The following is a 20,453-nucleotide window of genomic DNA, read 5'->3' on the forward strand; positions in this document are numbered from 1 at the left end:
TATCATACAACTCATAGAGGGAGCAAGAGAATAGCCGATTTGCAATCTTCGTTTTATGACATGTGGGCCCTTGGATTCGTGCCCTCCTTGCGCGTCGCGCCAAACCTTCTCCGGCAACTCGGCGTTTCCGGCTCGCCTAAAATGAAATCCTCAACACAGACAACGATTGGCGTTTCGCTGATCATTCTTATCTTTGCCGGCTGGCTCTACATGATGAGCGAACAGCAGGCGAAGATCGCCAAAAATCAGCCAAAACCAGTGGCGGCTGATACGACTCGCTCCACCGCGCCGACCGACACGTCTCAAGTTACACATGAGACCGAAGCGTCGCATGGGGCCACTGCATCGCAGAAGTCCGATACGGCAAGCGGCATTTTTGCTTCGGCTGCGGCCGTGCCCGAAGTTTTCAAGACTGTCGAGACTCCGCTCTTCACTGCGACGATCTCCTCGCATGGCGGAGCGATCTCCAGCTTCGTGCTAAAGCATTACCTGACCTGGGACAAGAAGCCTCTCGATCTCGTCGATCCGACGGAACATCAGGGTGCGGACATCAACTTGCGATTTGTCACCTCTGATGGCAAGCTTGCACAGACCAATAATTTTCCGTTTATTCTCGACCCAAAACCAAACGTCCTTGCCGAGGGTGATAGCATTACCTTTAGTGCATTCTATCGATTGGATAGTGGACGCTCGATCGAGAAGGTCTTCCATTTCAGCGGCAAGAATTATTTAGTCGGCATCGAGTATAAGCTAAACGGTCTTGAAAATTCCGTCTCGGGTTATCACTACACCGCCGCACTAGACAATCCCCTTCCGTTCGTCGAGCAACGGAGCCAGGATGACCTCACTAACGCGAAGGTCTTTGCCGGTATTGCCGGAGAGATCGAGGATCTCGCGGTTTCGAAAGCGAAGCAATCCGAATCCAAGTCGGTCAATGGTGATATCACCTATGCCGGCATGCGCAATCAGTACTTCGAGAAAGCGATGATGCCGGTGGGAATGAAGTCGATCGGCGCCCTTTTGACTGCGAAGGCCGATACTGTTGCGGGCGGCGCTATCGTTGCCAAGTATATGGCCTCGATCAATGTGCCGATCGGACGCACGTCGAAAGAAGATCTCGCATTCAATCTTTATTTCGGTCCGCTCGAATACGATCGCATTTCGGCGCTTGGTGTTGGGCTCGATCAGTCGATGTACTTTGGCTGGCCCGTCGTTCGGCCCATCGCGGTCCATTTGCTGATGCCGTTCTTCTTATGGCTGCATGGGTTCATCACCAACTGGGGCCTGGTCATTATTGTCTTTTCCATCGTCATTAAGCTGGTGACGATTCCGCTCTCGACCGGACAAATGCGATCGATGCGTAAGATGCAAGTGCTGGCGCCGATGGTGACCGAAGTCCGCGACAAGTATAAGGACGATCAGAAGAAGATGAACGAGGAGATGATGAAGTTGTATCGGACCTACGGCGTGAATCCCGCCGGAGGATGCTTGCCGATGGTGCTTCAGATGCCGATCCTCTTTGCGCTCTATCAGGTACTGAAGAATGTGATCCAATTGCGGCAGGCGCCGTTCGCCCTCTGGATCACCGATCTTTCGACCCCGGATTTTGTCATTCATCTCGGCAAAAATATCCCCTTGCTTCCCGATGCGATCAGCGGACTTACCCTGTTCCTTGTCGCCACGATGTTCTTGCAGCAGTTTTTCATGGTGACCGACCCGCGACAGAAAATGATGGCGTATATCATGCCATTCATGTTCCTGTTCATGTTTAACAATCTGCCCTCCGGCGTCGCCCTATATTACTTCATGTTCAATATTTTCGGACTCGCGCAACAGTTCTATCTCACGAAGATCGCAACTCCGCTGAATATCGAAGATATGAAGAAAGACCCGAAAAAGGGCGGCGGAATCATGGCGCGTCTTCAGGATATGGAAAAGCAACAGCGTTCGACCCGGCAGCAGCAATACACCGGTAAAGGACAGACGGGCAAGAAGAAGAAATAATCGATTCCCGAGGCGATCTTGATGACTCCCGGAAGCGCACCCTGCTTCCGGGAGTTTTTGTTTGACGTCAGGACTTAGGGTTTACGCCATGCCCCTCGGACTTTTTCACGATACCATCGCAGCGATCGCCACGCCGGAAGGCCGTAGCGCATTGGCGATCGTTCGGATTTCCGGGCCGGATGCGATCGGCATCGTCTCTCGTATGGTCGAGGACCCCGCAGACTTATGGGTGGCAAAATCCGCAAGTTCGGTTTATGCGAAGATTACGGACATCGACGATGTGGTGATTCATATCAACCGCGCACCCCGATCGTTTTCTGGTGAGGACCTTTGCGAGATTACGCCGCATGGCTCGCCGATTATCGCTCGCCAGATACTGGAATTGCTTTACGCGGGTGGGGCTCGGCAAGCTGAGCCTGGAGAGTTTTCGCGCCGCGCGTTTTTCAATGGCAAGATTGGAATTGAGGATGCGGAGTTGATTTCCGTGAAGGTCGACGCTCAATCCGTGCACGAATTGCGCGGCTCGGAGCTGGCTCTTCATGAGAAGTTCGAGCGTCTGCACGGCGCATACGAACAGCTTATTTCTCTGATCGCGCATGTTGATGCGGAGATTGATTTTGGCGAATCGGACCATATTCAAATCAAGGATTTTGATTTGCGCGTCGAATCCGTTCGTGCCTCGCTCGCGCAGCTACTACGCGATTCCCTCACTCGTCGCGCAAACGCGGGTTTCTTTACTGTTGCTTTGACGGGTCCACCGAATGTTGGAAAGAGTAGCGTCTTCAATGCGCTCTTGAATTTCGAGCGAAGCATAGTTAGTGATATTCCCGGGACCACGCGTGACTATGTCGAGGCCTTTATCAATATTGATGGTTTTCGAGTCAAGCTGATCGATACCGCCGGGGTCCGCGATGCCGAGGAGTTTATTGAAGGTCGTGGCATCGAGCTTGGCGCAAACGCGGCGCAGCATGCCGATATTTCGCTTCGAGTGACGGAGCCAGGCGATCGGCTTCCGAGCATGCCCAATGGCTCCCTTCTCTTGCACAATAAGCGTGATCTGGATGGATGGAGCGAGGGTCTGAGTGTATCGGCCATTACTGGCGAAGGCGTTTCCAGAATTCACGGGTGGCTCGCTGGCGAGCTTCGTTCGCGATCGTCCGAATATAATATGCTCACATTGTCTGATCTTGAGCAGTCTACGATTTCAGAGGTCTTGTTGTCCCTTTCGGGCGTGACTCTTGAATCTGAGCCTGCTATTCTGTCAGATGACCTTAGACGATGCGCCAGCGGTATTTCGGAATTGCTTGGTGAAAACATATCTGATAACAGTCTTGATTACATATTCGCTAAGATGTGCATAGGAAAATAGTAAAGTCGGCAAAGATATTTATGATATGATTTCTGAATTGTTCCACGTGGAACCAACTGATATCCTCGTAATCGGTGGCGGCCATGCCGGCATCGAAGCGACGAATGCGGCCCATAGGATGGGTCTGAGCGTTCGGCTTGTCTCTATGTCGGCGGATAAGGTCGGAACACTTTCATGCAATCCGGCAGTCGGCGGTACCGGAAAGGGTCAGGTTGTCAAGGAGATCGATGCTTTAGGTGGACTGATGGGTGAGATCACGGATGAATGCTCGCTGCAGTTCAAAATGCTAAACAGCTCCAAAGGAGCAGCCGTATGGTCGCCTAGATCTCAGGTTAGCCGTAGCCTCTATCCTATTGTTGCTCAGAGGCGTTTGCGTGAACTGGATCCGAACATCATCATCGAAGGATCGGTCGAACGTATTTGGATCGAAGGAAGCCGAGTCGCCGGAGTCATTCTTTCAGATGGCAGACACCTCCGATCCAAGGCTGTCATTATTTGCGCGGGCACATTCCTGAACGGCGTCATGCACACAGGTATGACACAATCATCTGGCGGTCGATATGGTGAGCAATCTGCATTTCTTACGACTGAACCCGAAGCTGCTCTAAAGCTTCGGACCGCCCGACTCAAAACTGGGACGCCGCCTCGAGTATCATTGGCCTCGATAGATACCTCAAATCTTGAATCGCAGCCCGGCGACCCAATAATTGTCCCGTTCTCTTCGAGAACGCTTCTCCCACCGGTGAATCATATCACCTGTTGGTTGACGGCAACTTCTCGGATTACGCATGATGTCCTATCAAGAGGCTTCGACCAGTCACCGATGTTCACGGGCCGGATAATTGGCAAAGGGCCTCGCTATTGTCCTTCGATCGAGGACAAGATAGTCAGGTTTGCGGAGAGAGACTCGCACCATATCTTTCTGGAACCGGAAGAGGCAGATGGCGATACGGTCTATGTCAATGGCTTCTCCACGAGCTTACCTGCAGATATTCAGGTAGCGGCGCTCCGAACCATGCCGGGACTTGAAACGGTCGAACTGCTACGCCCTGGGTATGCCGTCGAATATGATTACTTCCCAGCCTACCAGCTAAAACACACCCTGGAAAGCAAGGAAATCGAGGGACTGTATTTCGCCGGTCAGGTAAATGGTACCTCTGGCTACGAAGAAGCAGCTGGCCAGGGCTTGGTCGCTGGGATTAACGCTGCCTCCAAAGTCATCGGGAAGCCGGACTTCATCCTTGGCCGGGAGGAAGCGTACGTCGGTGTAATGATAGACGATCTCATCAGCAAAATCCAGGAAGAGCCTTATCGTCTCTTCACTTCAAGCGCCGAGCATCGGCTTCTGCTTCGCCAGGATAATGCAGATCTTCGCCTTTCGGATAAGGCATTCGCATACGGGCTTATTTCGCGGTCGGAGTATGAGAAGGCCAATGACAAGCGGGCATTGATAAGGCATGCGCTTGAATGGGCCGAGACGGAGCGAGTGGAGGTAAGCACATATCCATTGGTCCGAGACAGCGTGCTTAATAGAATACGATCCAAGAATGGCTCCTTTGAGAGCTTCCTGCGAGATAGCCAGGAAGAAGGGCTCAAAGGGCGAATTCTTCATCGGCGAGACCTATTGCATACTATCGAAACGGAAATAGCCTACGAAGGCTACGTCAGACAGCACCGACAACAGATAATTCGACTCAAGGAAAGCACGGACCGCGCGATTCCACTATCGTTCGATTATTCCAATCTCCTCTCCATCAGTAAGGAGAGTCGGGAGGCACTCTCTCGAGTAAGACCCTCAACCGTCGGGCAGGCATCCAGACTTGCCGCCGTGACACCATCAGACGTCGCAATGCTGATGATTGCTGTTCGCAAACACGAAATGTTCCACGTGGAACATTCAGCTATTCTACAATAACTACACTTTCTCTACCTTTTTTCACTCTTCTTATCTTTCTTAACAGTGAATAGCCAAAGCTTATTTGACGAAGTTAGACTTCTTGCGACAGAACAGCGCAACCCTGATTCGCTAAAGTTGGATGAAATGAGCACTGAAGAAGTGCTCAGACTGATTAATAGGGAAGACGCGAAAGTCGCGAAGGCTGTTGAGAGCGAAATTCCGCACATCACCGCAGTCGTGGATGAATTGGTGAGGCGCTTCAAACGTGGCGGGAAGTTGTTTTACGTTGGAGCAGGCACGAGCGGGCGAATGGGGGTGGTCGATGCCGCAGAATGTCCTCCAACGTTCGGAACGCCCCGGGACCAGATTGAAGCCATCATCGCTGGTGGCCATCTGGCCGTCTTTCAAGCACAGGAAGGCGCCGAAGACAGACCCGAATTCGGCGCACACGCAATCCAGCAAGCTGGCGCCGCCGACACCGATATGGTAATCGGTATCGCGGCAAGCAAGCGTACTCCATTCGTTCTTGGGGCTCTTGAACGCGGCTTTACGCTCAATGCCTATACGGTTTTGCTCACCACGAATCCCCGCGAATCGGTAGGGTATCCTTATTTGAGCGAGACTATTTGTCCCGTCGTCGGACCTGAAGTGCTTATGGGCTCAACCCGCATGAAGTCTGCTCTTGCGCAAAAGATGGTCCTCACGATGATCACGACAACCGCGATGGTCCGCATGGGGAAGGTGTATCAGAACATGATGGTCGATCTGCAGCTTACAAACAGGAAGTTGGAGGAGCGCGCAAAACGAATCGTTATGATTGCCACCGACTGCGATTACGAGCAGGCGAAAGAACTGCTGGAGCAAAGCGGCGGACACGTCAAGAGTGCGATCATCATGAGAATCGCTGGCTCCAACAAAGCAGAAGCTGACAGAGTACTTGCGGAGTCGGATGGATTCGTCAAGCGAGCGATTGAGAAGCTCCGCTCCAAGTGACACGCCTGTCGCTCACGGGACGTTGATCCCATGCTGAAATTCCTCACGACGTGCTTCCCACTCTTCGAGCGTGATCGCAAAGACATGGGTATCCTGCCATTTCCCTCCAAGGAACAGTGCTCGCTGAACCGTGCCTTCACGTCGAAGACCAAGCTTCTCAGGAATCCGAAGACTCGCCAGATTATCTACACCTATCCAGAGTGATGCGCGGTGTAGCTTCAAATGCTCGAATGCGAATGTGAGTGCAAGCTTCGTGGCTTCAGTTGCATATCCCTGACCGATATAAGACTTGCCGATCCAGTATCCAATAAAACAGGATTGCAGGACACCACGCACCAGATTAGTCAAGCCGATTTGCCCGACAATCGCATTGGGTGGCTCGGTATCTTTTGCGTAAATGAAAAACCGGTAGTCCGTCCCTTCATCCCACTTCTCGAGCGCGGCCATGATATAATCGCGTGCATACCTCCGCGCCTTATCGGCATAAGCCTCTGGTGGAGTAGGAGGTGACCATGCATCGAGATGGCCGACAAAAGAATCGGCAAAGAGGGCGGAGTATTCATCGGCGTCTGAAACATGAATCTTTCGGATCGTCAGACGTGGTGATGCGAGCGAAGTAGGCACCCGCACGGGCGGGCGATAGAAATCGAGCATTACAGTGCGGCAAGTGCCTCCAAGACTTCATCGACATGGCCGGTCACTTTCACCTTCGGGAAGATTTTCGCGATCTTCCCTTTCTTATCAATCACGAATGTCGTCCGCTCAACACCGATATATTTCCGGCCATACATGGATTTCTCCTTCCACACGCCGTAGTCGTTCACGATCTTCTTGTCCTCATCGGCAAGAAGCGTGAAGGGCAGCTCGTACTTCTCCTTGAACTTCCCATGGCTCTTCTCACTATCGGGACTCACGCCGAGCACGACGGCATCCTTCCGCTCGACACGCGCGAAGTTATCGCGGAAGTCACATGCTTCTCTCGTGCAACCGGAAGTCATGTCCTTTGGATAGAAATAGAGTACGACGTTCTTGCCGCGAAAGTCGTTGAGTGAGATGGTGTTGCCCGCATCATCTTTCGCAGTTATCTCAGGAGCCTTGTCACCTTCTTTAAGCATCGCTATTTGAAATTAACCTTCGTTTCACCCTTTGTCACGACAGCTACGCGCCATGGTTTGCCGCGCTGATGCACCATCCAGAAGAATGCGGCATCCTCGCTCGGGTCTTTCGGTTTCACTTTGACCATTCCCGTCTCCTCGATCTCAGTCGTGTCGATCAATGCGCCTTGCAGGTCAGGCTTCAAATCGCGCTCGACATCCGCCGAGCTCGTGCCGCTAAAATGGCCTTCTTTGTAATCGTAAAACGTGCCGAACCAGATTCGCATGTCATGGCCGACGTATGCGTTATCGAAATACTCTTTGAATTTCGCAGTCGCGATCATGGAGTCGCGACCCGTCTGATCGTTTCGCACAACGGCTTCCGAAAACTTTCGGGCAGCTCCGATTTCATCTGAAGCGCCGCGATCGCAGCCGGCCAGAATTGGGAGGACTGAACTAAGTGCGAGCGTCGTGCCGCAAATCGACGCCAACCAGCGTTCGTTTTTCTTTGACATAAAGTAAAATATTGTGGGAGACAAAGAAATTTTCCGGGAGCGGTAAGGGAGTTTCGGCCTGTATGGTTTCGCGAAAGACAAGTCGGCCCTTTTTGAAGATGATGAGTTCATTCATTAGGAGCTTAGTATCCGGGTGATCGCCGATTCTATGCAATCCATAGATTTCATAGAAACCATGCCGCAGGACATCAATCGGCCCTCGAATGTCCTCGACCTTGATCGCTGATCTTAGTGCGATTGGTATCTCCTGAATCGGGTCCGCAAAAAAGGTATCAGGCAACTCATCACCCTCCGGGAAGATCGGCTGTTCCACGCCAAAATCCTGCACGATCTCACCGGTCATCGCATCGAGAGCACAATACTCACGATGGGTGAAGCCCTGACGCATCACAAGCACACGGTTTAGGGTGGTGCCGAGAATCGAAAAATCCGGCTGATGCCAGCGTATATTCCCGGTGTGCAGATCAATCGCAATAATGCCCTTTGGCTCCGGGAGGTCCGGCTTCCGAAAAGTCTGTACGAAAAGAGTGTCGTTCGTCACACGATCCGAATTGAACCACCAGGCCTCACCAAGCGTGATGCCTCGCCAGAGCACTCGCCCAGTCAGTACTTCGATGGCAAACAGCGAGCCGGTCTTCGACTCAATATTGCGCTCTTCGCCTGTCAGGATGCCGCTGCTGCTGATCAACAGTTTCCAAAAGATCGTGTTATCATTTGAGGATTCCAGGGACCATAAAGGTTTAAGGATTCGACGGAAACCGAGGTGCATCACTACAAATTTACCTCGCACGGAGGTCACAGTTTGAATTTCGTCGTAATTTTGTAGTGCCCCGCATCCATAACTCATTGCCAGTTACTCGTTACTCATCCACTATTCAATGCGAATTCTTGTCCTTGGCGGCGGCGCCCGTGAACACGCGATCGCGTGGAAGCTCAATCAATCCGAGGCACTCGGCGGTCGTGTTCAGAAAATTTTCTGCGCGCCCGGCAATGCCGGCATCGCGCAAGTTGCTGAACTCGTCGAAATCATTCCGACCGATGCAAAGGCCGTCGTGGGCTTCGCAATGCGCGAGCGTATCGATCTCGTCGTCATCGGTCCTGAAGGTCCGCTCGCGATGGGTGTGGCCGATGCGCTGGATAAAGAGCGCATCCCGGTGTTCGGTCCTCGACGCAATGCAGCATTGCTCGAAAGTTCGAAGGCCTTTGCCAAGGACTTCATGCATCGCCATGGCATTCCGACCGCGCGCTATGCCGTGTTTTCGTTCGAGGAGCAGGTGGAATGCCGCGCCTTTTTGCGGCATGTGAACTATCCCGCTGTCATCAAGGCCGATGGACTTGCCGCCGGCAAAGGTGTGATGATCTGCGAGACGGAAGCCGAAGCCACGCACGCACTCGATGAAGTCTTTACGCATCGCATCTTCGGCGAAGCCGGCTCGAGAATCGTCGTCGAGGAATTCATGCATGGCGAAGAGGCGAGTGTCTTTGCCATCACCGATGGTGCCGATTACGATGTGCTTGCACCGGCGCAGGACCACAAACGGATTCTCGATGGCGATCGCGGCAAGAACACTGGCGGCATGGGCGCGTACGCTCCCGCGCCAATCGTCACCGAAGAGATCATGGAGCAGGTCAAGCGAGAGATCATCGAGCCAACACTCAAAGGGCTTGCGAGCGAGAGCCGCCTCTACCGCGGGGTACTCTATGTTGGTCTCATGATTGCCAATGGCCGCGCGCGCGTCGTCGAGTTCAACGTCCGCTTTGGCGATCCCGAAGCAGAAGTTGTGATTCCACTCATCGATGGCGATCTCGCGGAGATTCTACTTGCCGCAGCGGAAGGCCGCCTCAAGGATGTCCTGCCGATCAAGCAATTTCCGGCGAGTGCGGTTACGGTCGTAATGGCAAGCCAGGGTTATCCTGAGAGCTATCAGACCGGCGAAGTCATCAGCGGACTTGAAGACTTCACACAAAAGCGCGAGATCGATGAGGGCACCGTCGTCTTCCACGGCGCGACTAAAGTCGATGATCGAGGGCGCTTTCTCACAAGTGGCGGACGTGTGTTGGCAGTGACCGCCGTCGGCTACGAAGATGATCTTCGCAAAACCATCTCGCAAGCATACAATGCCGTCTCGCAAATCAGCTTCAACGGGGCATATTACCGGAGCGATATCGGAGCGAAAGCACTACGGGCGGAAGCGGCTGTCTGAACCTGGGTTTTTGGGATTAGTGAGATTATTGCGATACGCGCTCCGCCGCCTGTAACAAACTCGCAAAACGGCGATTGTTACTACCGGCGGCCGGCTCCGGGTAAACGTGTTGGTTGGTTCATCATACGTGTTACTACAGTCCATTCCGGGCCGGGCGCCAAAACTTTCTGCTATTTTCCCCGGCAGCTTCATCCTCACTCGCATCGTGGCCTTCGCGCTGGATAGAACGGCGCGCCATAATTCATTCATGAACAGTGCCGATTCTGAGCCGGTCCGAAAGAATTCTGAAGATATTTTTGTAACCGGAGGCACCCTCGAGCGTTTTAGATACATGAGACACTTCCATTCGACCAACATCGCGTTCATTGGTTTCCTGATCTCCTCGGCCGCTGCGAGCCAAACAATTTCTGTGAGTCCGATCGCACGACTCGCTTATTGCACGGGTGACACCGTGCGGGTTGCTTACACAGCGACAGGGCCGTTCAACACTGGCAATCATTTTTATGCCGAGCTTTCCGATTCATCGGGATCGTTTGGGAGCTTTACATCAAGCGCCGCGCAAAGTTCGGCAATGAGCGGCACGTTGTCGATTCCAGTTACTGGCCCTGGTACCCACTATCGCGTTCGAGTTGCCGCGAGCGCGCCGTATGCCATCTCACCCGATAATGGCGTCAACATTACGGCTTCGACGCTTAAATTCGGTGGTACCTTCTGTGACGCTCCCCACAGGCTTCAAGTCTATGCGTCATCATATCCTGGCGGCGCGCAGAGTATTCCGGTCACGCTTGGATTCACGGGTCAGAGCATTACAATCGACGGGGGCTATTCAAACGATCCTGGTCTGACTTATTCCTGGCAATTCGAATCCGATGCTACCGTGGACACTTCGTTTCAGTATGCGCCGAGAGTGGTTCATAGCACAAGCGGACTAAAACGCGCGACGCTGGTCAACTCCAATGCATCGGGATGCTCGATCGTGTGGCCGTTCTGGTATGTGGTTGTGGATTGCAGGCCGACGATCCCACGAAACGCGCATGTGGTGACCGGAACAGAATCCGGTTCGGATTCCATTCTTTGGATTCAGGCCGGCGGCAATTACGAAATCAACACGCTGAGTCACCACGCGCTTGTTTTCGTTGAACCCGGAGGTGTCCTCACTGCGCTCGGAGGGTACGGGCAGTGCTATATCAAGGCCGGCGGTTCCGTTGTTCGCTCGCAGACGCCACAAGGCTTGACAGGGCTGACGGCAATCATCACTCCCGGCGTCACGCTCACGAGAGCGAATACGAACATCTTCGATACATTTTATTGTCCCACGCTCGATTTTGACTATTCTCTCGCCGGGGTCGATGACCCGCATGTGAACCCTGGGCTCACAATGCATCAAGTTGGAGACCGGCTTCTTGTTAACGCGGATGCAGAATCAATCGCGGTTCGTGTTGCGAATGTCCTCGGAGGAGAAGTTCTTGCAATGGAAGGCGAGAGAGAACTCGACCTGGATCTCTCATCGCTTCCTGCCGGGCTCTACATAGCGGTCGCACAAGCTGGCCGGGAGCGTCAGGTGGGGCGAGTGCTTATTACGCACTAACCTATTTCCCCGGCAACCGCACGCTAACCGCAACTGAGCGGTCATCGCGCAGTACGTGAAAGACGACGACATCGCCGACTTCATGGTCGAGTAATGCGCTTTGGAGTTGATCGGTACTGCGGATCTTCTCCTTATCCAGGGCAACGACCAAGTCGCCAGCCTGGATGCCGGCTTTATCGGCGATGCCACCACGATTGAGCGCCATCACGACCACACCGATATCGCTCGTGAGATTGTAATAGTCTTTTATCTGCGGCGTCACATCCTGCGCCTGCATCCCAAGCTTTCCAAGATCGATATTGCGATCGAGTTTGTCGCCAGAGCGCAACCGATCGACGACCTCTTTGATCTTATTAATCGGAATTGCAAAGCCAAGCCCGATCGATCCCGCGCCTTCATTGCTCTGCGCCGTCGAACGAATGACTGAGTTCATTCCGATGACATCACCATTCGCGTTGAGCAGCGGACCGCCGGAGTTTCCGCTCGAGATCGCCGCATCGGTTTGGATCATGTCGCGGTAGTTGCGCCCATTCTCCAAGCCCAGATTTACTCCGGTGTTACTAATCACGCCGACCGTCACCGTTGGTTTATCGTTGATCGAAAACAGTCCGAACGGATTACCCATCGCAATGGCCCATTCGCCGACATCGAGATCGCCCGAGTTGCCAAGCTTCAGATACGGCAAGTTGGATTTGCCTTCGATCTTGAGCAGGGAAATATCATCGTTATGGTCGGTGCCGATAAGCTTTGCATCGTATTCCGAGCCATCGGTTGTGGTCACGATTATTTTGGAGGCATTGCCGGCAACGTGATCGTTCGTCAAGATGTAGCCATCGGCCGAGATGATAAAGCCGGAGCCCAGCGCCTTGACTTCATACTTCTGAGTATGGACACCGCCACGACTTTGGCCCCCATAATCCGGGAAGAATTGCCGGAAAAACGGATCGTTACCGAAGGCGCTGAACGGGTCCCATTCCCGATATTGCTGTTCGTGGATCTCCGTGACATTGATCCCGACGACAGCAGGGCTTGCCTTCGCGACAGCGACTGTGATCGCGTTGCGCCGACCACCACTTACGGACTGATTAATCGAATCGCGGTTCGGTCCATGCTGATCGACGGAATAGACTGGGGTCGCGCCGTTCCGATTGCAGGAGGCAAGCGGCGTCGCAAGTGAAAAAAGGCTGAGAATATGAATGAGTAAGATTTGCATGCGTCTCATATTACCGAATCAGCGGCTCAGAGGCCGCCGAAAAGCAAACGGATTTTATTCGCCTGAGTTTCGCACCCCGATCAGCTCAAGAAACGGCCCGATGTGTCGCGACAGAATGATTAACAGGACCACCGATAGCGAGAGGAAAACCTGCGTACCGTGATCGGAGAGACCGGAAAATGGAAGCGTCGTTCGGCCAAGGAAGTCGGCTGGTAGCCCCAAGACCACTGCCAGCGCCAGGCCGGTTGCCAAAATGGAAGCGAACCGAATATCGGGTTTGATGCGCTTGCCGATCATATACGTCACGCACCAAAGAAAGACCGCACCCGGGTTCACAAGCAGCAGTGCGCCCGTAGCGGTCGCGAGTCCGCGTCCGCCCCGAAAGCCGAGCCAGACCGGATAGCAGTGCCCGAGTATCAGAGCGGGCAGGAGCACAACCAACGGAGCGGACAGGCCGAGCAGTTCGAACACCGCCACGGGAAGAAATCCCTTCAGCATATCGAGTACGAGCACGGTCCTGGCAATGGTTCTCTGGCCTGTGACCTGTAATGTATTCGCTGCGCCGACATTGCCCGTACCGTACTTTCGGATATCCATTCCCGTCCGGCGCTTCGTAACAATGTAAGCGAACGGAATCGAACCGATCATGTAGCCCGTAAGGCCACCGAGTAGTAAAGACTGGGGCGAAAGTACCAAGTCTGTCACGCTGAAGAAACGAGTATTGTATAACGATTTATAGAGAGCCCGGCAATCAGAAAAAGGTAACGGAATCCGCCTGCCACTCGTTACCCGTTACTCACAATCAATGGCTGACGCACGTAAACTCCATCGCTTCGCCACGCTCGATCACGATCGCGAGCGGCGGCAGGGCTTTCCCGAAGTGATTTATTCTGAGGGCAAGACTGCATATGAAGTCGCTGCTATCGCCGAAAGTATTTACGAGCGCAGTGGGCGCATGCTTGCAACCCGCGCAACTCTGGAGCAATTCAACGCAGTAAAAGAGAAGGTGCCAGCGAGCGCATACAACGAGCGCGCGCGAGCAGTCTATGCGTTGCCTGATCCAGCCACGGTTTCCCCGTCACTCCAGGCCGCGACGATCGCCGTGATCGCCGCAGGCACGAGCGATCAGCCAGTAAGCGAAGAAGCGGCAATCACGCTCGAAGTCGCCGGCATCGGGCATGTCGAACGCATCTACGATGTCGGTGTCGCTGGCATTCATCGGCTGCTGGAGCGAACGAATGATTTCGGCAGAGCTCAGACGATTATTGTTTGTGCCGGTATGGAAGGAGCGCTTCCTTCCGTTGTTGGTGGTCTGGTTCGTGTCCCGGTGATTGCGGTACCGACCAGTGTTGGATACGGCGCGAGCTTTGGTGGCGTAGCGGCGCTGCTGGGCATGCTAAACTCATGCGCGTCGGGGATTACGGTCGTGAATATCGATAACGGATTTGGCGCAGCGATGGCTGCCATACGAATCCTCGGGGCGATAACGAACGGAGAATGATGCGGTAATGGGATTGATCGAGGAATATTTGGCGCTTGCGGTGGAGATGGCACAGGAGGCCGGTGATTACGCCAATGCGATCAACCGAAGCGAGTTGCTCATCATGACGAAGTCCAATCCCATGGACCTTGTGACCGAAGTGGACAAGCGGAATGAGGATGTGATCCGCGAAGCGATTCACATGCGCTACCCGGATCACGAATTTCTCGGAGAGGAAAGTGCCGACCTCTCTCCTAAATCCGACCGTAATGATGTCGTTCGATGGATCGTCGATCCAATCGATGGAACGGTGAACTATGCCCATGGACTACCGATCTGGTGTGTCTCGATCGGTGTGGAAGTGAATGGTCGGGTGGAATGCGGTGCGATCTACAATCCGAACCTGCATGAAATGTTCGCCACGCAACGCGGACATGGCGCGTATCTCAATGGCAAGCGGTTACATGTGTCGCAACAAAACAATCCGTCGCAATCGCTGTTCGTGACGGGCTTTCCCTACAATGTGAACGAAGATCCCGAGCACGTGATCGAGCAGTTTGTCGCCTTCCTTCGTCAGGGACTCGTCGTCCGACGGCTGGGCAGTGCGGCGCTGGATCTCGCGAATGTCGCGGCCGGTCGATTCGACGGGTTCTGGGAGGTCGGACTTTCGCCCTGGGATACTTCGGCGGGTCAGCTGATGGTCCGCGAGGCAGGCGGGCGCGTCACACATTACGATGGCAGCGATTACGACATTCATCGCCGGTCCATCGTCGCAACAAGTGGGGTTCATCACGAGAAGATCATGAGTATCCTCAAGAAGGGACAGCACTAGAGACGTAGCACAATCCACTGTTTATAATTACCTATCCACGATAGAAGCGGATGAATATTACTATTGTCGCCACATTGCTCGGAATTGTTGAGGGTCTGACAGAATTCCTGCCGATCTCCTCGACGGGCCACCTCATTATCGCCGATCGCGTGTTCCGATTTCAGGAATTGCTCGCAAGCGCGGATAAGGCTGAGATGTTCGAGATCGTGATCCAACTCGGAGCAGTCCTCGCCGTCGGCTTTCTCTATCGTGCGAGACTGATGTCAACGTTCTCGACGAAGAGCGGCGAATCCCAAGGCGGTCGTCTGCGACTGAATCTGATCATCGCATTTCTGCCGGCTGCGATCATCGGCTTCCTGACACATCACTGGATCAAGACCTATCTCTTCTCACCCCTGACGGTCGGGATCTCGCTCGTGATCGGCGGCATCATTATCATCTGGATCGAACGGCGGACGGTTGAGGAAGACCGGGAAATAACCGTCGATACGATGACCACCAAGGATTCGCTTGTTGTTGGTCTGGCCCAATCTCTCTCGCTCATTCCGGGGACCTCGCGGGCAGCAGCCACGATCATGGGCGGAATGTTGCGCGGCATCAAACGCTCGGCCGCAACAGAATTCTCATTTCTTCTCGCCTTCCCTACGATGGTCGCCGCGAGCCTCTTCGAATTAGTCAAGTACCGTCACTTGCTCACAAAGGATGTGATCGGCATTGTCGCAATCGGATTCATCACGTCGTTTGTCGTTGCGCTTGCTATTGTTGCATGGTTCATCCGCTATGTGCAACGGCATCCGTTCACCGGCTTTGGCGTCTATCGCATTGTCTTTGGGGCGGCCGTAATCGCACTAGCCTTATCAGGCTTTTTGTCCTGAGATTTCTGCCAATAAATGAAAGAGGCGGGGTCATCCCCGCCTCTCGTGCTTCAAGATTGCACTGATCCTCAGCGCGTCAATATGATCCGCCGGGTTGTGATGAACTCGTGCCCAGTCGCGTCGCGGCCATCTGCGCGGACGTAATACGTACCGTCGGCAACGTTCTCAGGATTCCATTGCCAGGGGCCAGCGCCGTGATACGTCGCGATCACGGTTCCCAGCATATCGAGCACCTCATAGGTTGCCGTGGATACACCGGCAAGATCGAGAGATGTTGTACCCCGTGTTGGATTCGGATAGATTCGAAGCTCTGCCCAAGCAGATGTGCTGGTGGCAACGCCGGATGTGCGAATCACTGGTGACTGCCCCTTGACATACACATAGAATGAGGTCAACGCATGATCGATATCAACGACGATCGTATCTCTAAACGTGGTCCCTGATGAATCGCCATAGAAATGCACAATCACGGATATCTTCTTCCCCGGCGTGACCGTATCCGGCGTCGCAGGAAGCGTCTGCGCGATATAGAAGTGACTCGTATTTGTAAGTACGATACTATGGACCAGCAACGAGACACTCGCGTTGTTTACGAACTCGATGCGGTGCGAATACCAACCGGAATCACCCGAGAGATTTACAGTGGCTGTTCCAGTATCATTGAAATTCACTGTTTGTGTATCGTTGGCATAGAGGGCGGAATGTCCGGCAAGGGAAGCGGTCGCCGCCTTGCAATGCGTCGTGTCATTGCTGGTAAAGAGTCCAGTGATTGTAGCGGGGAAGTAGTTCGAAGTCCCTGCGGTGGGAATGAACGCGATCCACAAGCTATCATAATGATGTCCCGCAATTGTATGCGGGAATGTGGAGGAATCGACGCGGTACGCGGCATCTCCGGAGCCGCCAATGTGCAGCGCTGTAAGATTGACCGAAGAATCGAGACGGTTCGAGATATATACGTGGATATAGCTTGTGTCCCCAACTTCGGTGATGCGACTCGTCTGCGGATAGATGTAGTAGCAATCCTGCAAGCTCGAATCCACCGCGTGCGCCGTAACAACTCGCGAGAAGTAGCGCGTTTGGCTATAAGCATCGTGATAGTACACTACGAAGGTATCGCGATAGACGTTGGTGTCATTCGGCGCATTGAAGCAGAAATTCCAAAGCAGAGTATCGTGAGAAGTAAGCGTGGTCGGCAGACTGATGTTCGAAGTATCCCATGCAAAGATTCCATTCGAGTTGTGCGTCCATCCAGCGCTGACGATCGTGTCCATATCGTTGCCGGTATTGATCATACGCATGGTCGTACAGCCGGTCGAGCCCTCTTTCGTTGTTGGGAAATATGGCCCAACGCCTGAGATATAGCCATCTGGTGCCGGCGATGCGGCGCGTCCATAGACAACACGCGTGATCGAGCGTGTCTGGCTCGCCGAGTCGTGGTAATAAACAATGAATGTGTCGATGCGGTAACTGGTGTCGCTCGGAGCATGAAAGCAGAAATTCCAAAGGAGCGTATCATGAGAGTTGAGGGTCCGAGGAAGTGTGACGTTTGACGTATCCCAGATGAAGACCCCATTCGGATTGTGCGCCCAGCCTGCGCTGACGATCGTATCGCGGTCCGCTCCCGTGTTGATCAGCCGAAGCGTGGTGCAGCTTGTCGAATCCATCTGCGTGCTCGAAAAGTATGGACCATACCCTGAAATTTCTCCATCCGGCGCGGGGCCGGTTGCCTTCGCCATAACCACACGCGAGACAGACCGCGTCTGGCTGGCCGAATCGTGATAGTACACTACGAATGTATCGATATGATAATTAGTATCGTGCGGAGCGTGGAAGCAGAAATTCCAGCGCACTGTGTCGTGCGAAGGGATCGTCAACGGGAAGCTAATGTTCGAGGTATCCCATGTGAATATCCCGTTCGGATTGTGGGTCCATCCCGCACTTACGATCGTATCCAGATCGGAGCCAGTATTGATCATTTGCAGATACGTGCAGCTTGTCGAATCCTCATGCGTCGTCGAGAAGTACGGGCCGACACCTGTAAGGTACCCATCCGGCGCCGGGGTCGGCGCATGAGCGATAAGCACGACGTGCTGCGTCGCAGTGTCGTCCGAAAGCGCGACGGCACCCGTAACCGCGGAAGATTGGACGTGGTAGGTTACGAGCCAATAATACATCGATTTGAAGTAGTGACGATTGGTATCGACACTGAAATAGCTGTTGCCGGAAGAGATCCAGGCATGCACCGTGGTCCCAGGCTGAGTCGTGTCGCCGTTGTAGGCAGCGCGAACGTACGCCGTGAGGGATGTCTGCCCCTGTTGCGGGCTAAACGTGACGGTGTCAGGAGTATGGCTGAAGGAATCAGCACGGACCAGGCCCGAAGCGAACAAGATCATCGCCGCCGCCGAAAGAAGTCTCAAAGTATGCATGGCAAGTTTCTTAGTGATTCGAGGACAAGCAGGAATCTTCCCCCAAAAGTCGGTCAAATACCGGTACCATCCTCGGGGGGAATAACACACCATCCCCTAGAAACTCACATTCGGCACCCCCTATTTTCTTTTATCTAGCTGCGGCCGCAGATCTTCACCGCTCCAGACACAACCGGGTCAGGGCGCGAAATGTGCGTGAACGGCACAACCAGGAGCTACGCCACAGGCTCGGTCACACGGCGGAGCATTTCAGCGTAGGCTTCTTCGACGCCGCCCAGGTCCTGACGGAATCGGTCTTTGTCGAGTTTCTGGCGGGTCTTCGCGTCCCAGAATCGGCAGGTATCGGGAGAGATTTCATCGCCCAAAAGAATTTCGCGTTTGCTACTGCCTACGGTGCGACCGAACTCGAGCTTGAAATCTACGAGCAATATTCCGCGAGCGTGGAAGAACGCCTTCAGAATGTCGTTGATCTTGAGTGCGGTATGGCGGATGTGGTCGATCTCGTCCTCGGTCGCAAGGCCCATCGCAAGCGCGTGACTATCGTTGATGAGTGGATCGCCAAGATCATCCCGCTTGTAAGAGAATTCGAAAGTCGGTTGGGCGAACTCCATTCCTTCCTTCACGCCATATCGTTTGACGAACGAGCCCGCCGCGATATTTCGCACGATGACTTCAAGCGGCACGATCTCGAGCTTTTTGATCAGCATGTCGATCGGCGAGAGCTTCTCGATGAAGTGCGTGTGAATGCCGCTCTTCTCGAGCATGGTAAAGAGGGCGCTCGCCATGGCGTTGTTCACTTCGCCCTTATGTGCCCAGCTTCCGCGCTTCTCGCCGTTGAAGGCGGTCGCGTCATCCTTGAATTCCTGAATTACGCGGTCCTCATAACCGCGAACGGAGAAGAGCTTTTTGGCTTTGCCTTCGTAGAGTAGACGATCCTTTTCCATAGTTTAGCCGGATTATGCTGATGATGCCGATTGCGAGGGTTGATTCTTCGGATGGCGGCTTGCCTGAAGAATTTGAGAGCTCTCTAACATACCTTGACGATGAATTGCGCCGATAAATCGGATTACGCGAATAAGTCTAATCAATCCTGAAAATCAATCCGCGTAATCCGCATCATCCGTGTAATCCAGGTTCTCCTTATTGAAATAATCCCAGAAACACTCCCAGACTTGCCACGAGTCCCGATCCATTGATGCCATCGAAAATCGGTCCGGGTCCAAGTGAAAGCCCCTGATCGACAGTCCATGTCCCCATCGAGGTCCCCTGATAGCCTGCACTCAGACGAAGCATCATGTAACCCGTTGGCGAGTACTCGAATTGGATCTGCGGCATGTAGAGAAAGAAGTGCGACGTGTAGGTGTGGGTACGATAGAGATTCGAAGAATCGAACTCCTTGGTGAACTGGCCCACATCAAAATTCGATCGGTTCTGCGCCTGGCGGGCATAAATATCGACGCCGCCATAGCCAAGCGCCACGCCGGGTATGATATGAAACCGCCCGGTGCGGAGCGGCAACACGTAGTCGATCGTGAGCGCGGCGTACCCCACACTGTATGTCAGGTAGCGGTTCACGGCGATTCCCTGAATCGTATCATTTGTGCAACCGCAATCGCTACTGGTTCCACTCATACCCATGCCACCGACGCGGACATTCTTGATCCACGGCAGTGTCACGAACCCGGCGCCGCCGATCATCCAGACCTGCTGGCGATAGTTCTGTTTGACGAACGGCTGGGCGACGTTCGTGTTGAACGTGGAGAAGTCCGGCATAAAATAGCCGCCTAACAATCCGCCGCCCACCGAGAAAAACGATGGCGACGTCTTATCTTCCTGATACAACTCTTCGTCATTCCAATGCGTCGTATCGCGCGTAATCTGCGCATGAACGCCGCGTGGAATGAAAGCCGCGAACGCGATCGCGATGACATAAATGGAACGTCTGGAGAGATTCATAGCCTTT

Annotated in this window: 18 protein-coding genes; 9 read left to right on the forward strand and 9 right to left on the reverse strand. The window is 53.7% G+C overall.

All coding sequences use genetic code 11. The features are described 5' to 3' along the window. Positions 1–141 precede the first annotated feature (141 nt). From yidC to murQ, 4 genes are all read left to right on the forward strand, one after another. Entirely contained in the window at positions 142–2,004 is a 1,863-nt protein-coding gene (gene yidC, locus Q8902_01165) for a membrane protein insertase YidC (GenBank protein MDP4198164.1), read from the forward strand. Between the two features lie 88 nt (positions 2,005–2,092). Further along, the gene (locus Q8902_01170) at positions 2,093–3,373 is read left to right on the forward strand and encodes a GTPase (protein MDP4198165.1); all 1,281 of its coding nucleotides are present in this window, start codon (positions 2,093–2,095) and stop codon (positions 3,371–3,373) included. 46 nt (positions 3,374–3,419) lie between these two features. Next, positions 3,420–5,288: a tRNA uridine-5-carboxymethylaminomethyl(34) synthesis enzyme MnmG gene (gene mnmG / locus Q8902_01175; GenBank protein MDP4198166.1), complete on the forward strand. Its 1,869-nt coding sequence runs from the start codon at positions 3,420–3,422 to the stop codon at positions 5,286–5,288. A gap of 45 nt (positions 5,289–5,333) precedes the next feature. Further along, positions 5,334–6,263, forward strand: a complete 930-nt coding sequence (murQ, locus tag Q8902_01180) for an N-acetylmuramic acid 6-phosphate etherase (GenBank protein ID MDP4198167.1) — start codon at positions 5,334–5,336, stop codon at positions 6,261–6,263. A 12-nt stretch (positions 6,264–6,275) separates the two neighbouring features. Here murQ and Q8902_01185 read toward each other — a convergent pair whose 3' ends face one another. The 4 genes from Q8902_01185 to Q8902_01200 are packed head-to-tail and all read right to left on the reverse strand — an operon-like array spanning position 6,276 to position 8,560. Continuing rightward, positions 6,276–6,917 carry a GNAT family protein gene (locus Q8902_01185; GenBank protein MDP4198168.1) on the reverse strand — a complete coding sequence of 214 codons (642 nt, stop codon included), beginning with the start codon at positions 6,915–6,917 and terminating at the stop codon, positions 6,276–6,278. Next, positions 6,917–7,378, reverse strand: a complete 462-nt coding sequence (gene bcp, locus Q8902_01190) for a thioredoxin-dependent thiol peroxidase (GenBank protein ID MDP4198169.1) — start codon at positions 7,376–7,378, stop codon at positions 6,917–6,919. The genes Q8902_01185 and bcp overlap by 1 nt, the downstream gene beginning before the upstream one ends. A 2-nt stretch (positions 7,379–7,380) precedes the next feature. Next, entirely contained in the window at positions 7,381–7,872 is a 492-nt protein-coding gene (locus Q8902_01195; protein MDP4198170.1) for a hypothetical protein, read from the reverse strand. Continuing rightward, positions 7,814–8,560, reverse strand: a complete 747-nt coding sequence (locus tag Q8902_01200; protein ID MDP4198171.1) for a DUF4905 domain-containing protein — start codon at positions 8,558–8,560, stop codon at positions 7,814–7,816. Before Q8902_01200 ends, Q8902_01195 begins: the two co-directional genes overlap by 59 nt. 190 nt (positions 8,561–8,750) lie before the next feature. On the opposite strand from Q8902_01200, the gene purD reads away from it, so the two are divergent. Both purD and Q8902_01210 read left to right on the forward strand, forming a co-directional pair. Then, positions 8,751–10,076, forward strand: a complete 1,326-nt coding sequence (gene purD, locus Q8902_01205) for a phosphoribosylamine--glycine ligase (GenBank protein ID MDP4198172.1) — start codon at positions 8,751–8,753, stop codon at positions 10,074–10,076. 331 nt (positions 10,077–10,407) lie between these two features. Continuing rightward, the gene (locus Q8902_01210; GenBank protein ID MDP4198173.1) at positions 10,408–11,664 is read left to right on the forward strand and encodes a hypothetical protein; all 1,257 of its coding nucleotides are present in this window, start codon (positions 10,408–10,410) and stop codon (positions 11,662–11,664) included. 1 nt (position 11,665) lies between these two features. Here Q8902_01210 and Q8902_01215 read toward each other — a convergent pair whose 3' ends face one another. After that, positions 11,666–12,877 carry a trypsin-like peptidase domain-containing protein gene (locus tag Q8902_01215; GenBank protein ID MDP4198174.1) on the reverse strand — a complete coding sequence of 404 codons (1,212 nt, stop codon included), beginning with the start codon at positions 12,875–12,877 and terminating at the stop codon, positions 11,666–11,668. A gap of 54 nt (positions 12,878–12,931) precedes the next feature. Beyond that, positions 12,932–13,582 (reverse strand): glycerol-3-phosphate acyltransferase, encoded by a 651-nt coding sequence (locus Q8902_01220; protein MDP4198175.1) that lies wholly within the window; start codon positions 13,580–13,582, stop codon positions 12,932–12,934. A gap of 100 nt (positions 13,583–13,682) precedes the next feature. Here Q8902_01220 and larB point away from each other — a divergent pair, with 100 nt between their 5' ends. From larB to Q8902_01235, 3 genes are read left to right on the forward strand one after another with little or no spacing between them, the layout of a single operon-like run. Next, positions 13,683–14,378, forward strand: a complete 696-nt coding sequence (gene larB / locus Q8902_01225) for a nickel pincer cofactor biosynthesis protein LarB (protein MDP4198176.1) — start codon at positions 13,683–13,685, stop codon at positions 14,376–14,378. Between the two features lie 7 nt (positions 14,379–14,385). Further along, positions 14,386–15,189 carry an inositol monophosphatase family protein gene (locus Q8902_01230; protein MDP4198177.1) on the forward strand — a complete coding sequence of 268 codons (804 nt, stop codon included), beginning with the start codon at positions 14,386–14,388 and terminating at the stop codon, positions 15,187–15,189. 50 nt (positions 15,190–15,239) lie between these two features. After that, entirely contained in the window at positions 15,240–16,064 is an 825-nt protein-coding gene (locus tag Q8902_01235) for an undecaprenyl-diphosphate phosphatase (protein MDP4198178.1), read from the forward strand. Positions 16,065–16,132: 68 nt separating this feature from the next. On the opposite strand, the gene Q8902_01240 is transcribed toward Q8902_01235, so the two are convergent. From Q8902_01240 to Q8902_01250, 3 genes are all read right to left on the reverse strand, one after another. Then, on the reverse strand, positions 16,133–18,490 hold the full coding sequence (locus tag Q8902_01240) for a T9SS type A sorting domain-containing protein (protein MDP4198179.1): 2,358 nt from the start codon (positions 18,488–18,490) through the stop codon (positions 16,133–16,135). 215 nt (positions 18,491–18,705) lie between these two features. Continuing rightward, positions 18,706–19,434 (reverse strand): phosphoribosylaminoimidazolesuccinocarboxamide synthase, encoded by a 729-nt coding sequence (locus tag Q8902_01245; protein MDP4198180.1) that lies wholly within the window; start codon positions 19,432–19,434, stop codon positions 18,706–18,708. A gap of 196 nt (positions 19,435–19,630) precedes the next feature. Continuing rightward, entirely contained in the window at positions 19,631–20,446 is an 816-nt protein-coding gene (locus Q8902_01250; GenBank protein ID MDP4198181.1) for a hypothetical protein, read from the reverse strand. Between the last annotated feature and the right edge of the window lie 7 nt (positions 20,447–20,453).

The sequence above is a fragment of the Bacteroidota bacterium genome, assembly GCA_030706745.1.
In the GTDB taxonomy this organism is placed as follows: domain Bacteria; phylum Bacteroidota; class Ignavibacteria; order Palsa-1295; family Palsa-1295; genus PALSA-1295.

What these genes read in the sequence shown, in the direction of transcription:
- yidC (MDP4198164.1), top strand. Translation starts at nt 142, where the DNA reads ATGAAATCCTCAACACAGACAACGATTGGCGTTTCGCTGATCATTCTT.
- Q8902_01230 (MDP4198177.1), top strand. Translation starts at nt 14,386, where the DNA reads ATGGGATTGATCGAGGAATATTTGGCGCTTGCGGTGGAGATGGCACAG.
- Q8902_01235 (MDP4198178.1), top strand. Translation starts at nt 15,240, where the DNA reads ATGAATATTACTATTGTCGCCACATTGCTCGGAATTGTTGAGGGTCTG.
- purD (MDP4198172.1), top strand. Translation starts at nt 8,751, where the DNA reads ATGCGAATTCTTGTCCTTGGCGGCGGCGCCCGTGAACACGCGATCGCG.
- Q8902_01215 (MDP4198174.1), bottom strand. Translation starts at nt 12,877, where the DNA reads ATGCAAATCTTACTCATTCATATTCTCAGCCTTTTTTCACTTGCGACG.
- Q8902_01245 (MDP4198180.1), bottom strand. Translation starts at nt 19,434, where the DNA reads ATGGAAAAGGATCGTCTACTCTACGAAGGCAAAGCCAAAAAGCTCTTC.
- Q8902_01250 (MDP4198181.1), bottom strand. Translation starts at nt 20,446, where the DNA reads ATGAATCTCTCCAGACGTTCCATTTATGTCATCGCGATCGCGTTCGCG.
- Q8902_01185 (MDP4198168.1), bottom strand. Translation starts at nt 6,917, where the DNA reads ATGCTCGATTTCTATCGCCCGCCCGTGCGGGTGCCTACTTCGCTCGCA.
- Q8902_01240 (MDP4198179.1), bottom strand. Translation starts at nt 18,490, where the DNA reads ATGCATACTTTGAGACTTCTTTCGGCGGCGGCGATGATCTTGTTCGCT.
- Q8902_01210 (MDP4198173.1), top strand. Translation starts at nt 10,408, where the DNA reads ATGAGACACTTCCATTCGACCAACATCGCGTTCATTGGTTTCCTGATC.
- Q8902_01195 (MDP4198170.1), bottom strand. Translation starts at nt 7,872, where the DNA reads ATGTCAAAGAAAAACGAACGCTGGTTGGCGTCGATTTGCGGCACGACG.
- bcp (MDP4198169.1), bottom strand. Translation starts at nt 7,378, where the DNA reads ATGCTTAAAGAAGGTGACAAGGCTCCTGAGATAACTGCGAAAGATGAT.
- larB (MDP4198176.1), top strand. Translation starts at nt 13,683, where the DNA reads ATGGCTGACGCACGTAAACTCCATCGCTTCGCCACGCTCGATCACGAT.
- Q8902_01170 (MDP4198165.1), top strand. Translation starts at nt 2,093, where the DNA reads ATGCCCCTCGGACTTTTTCACGATACCATCGCAGCGATCGCCACGCCG.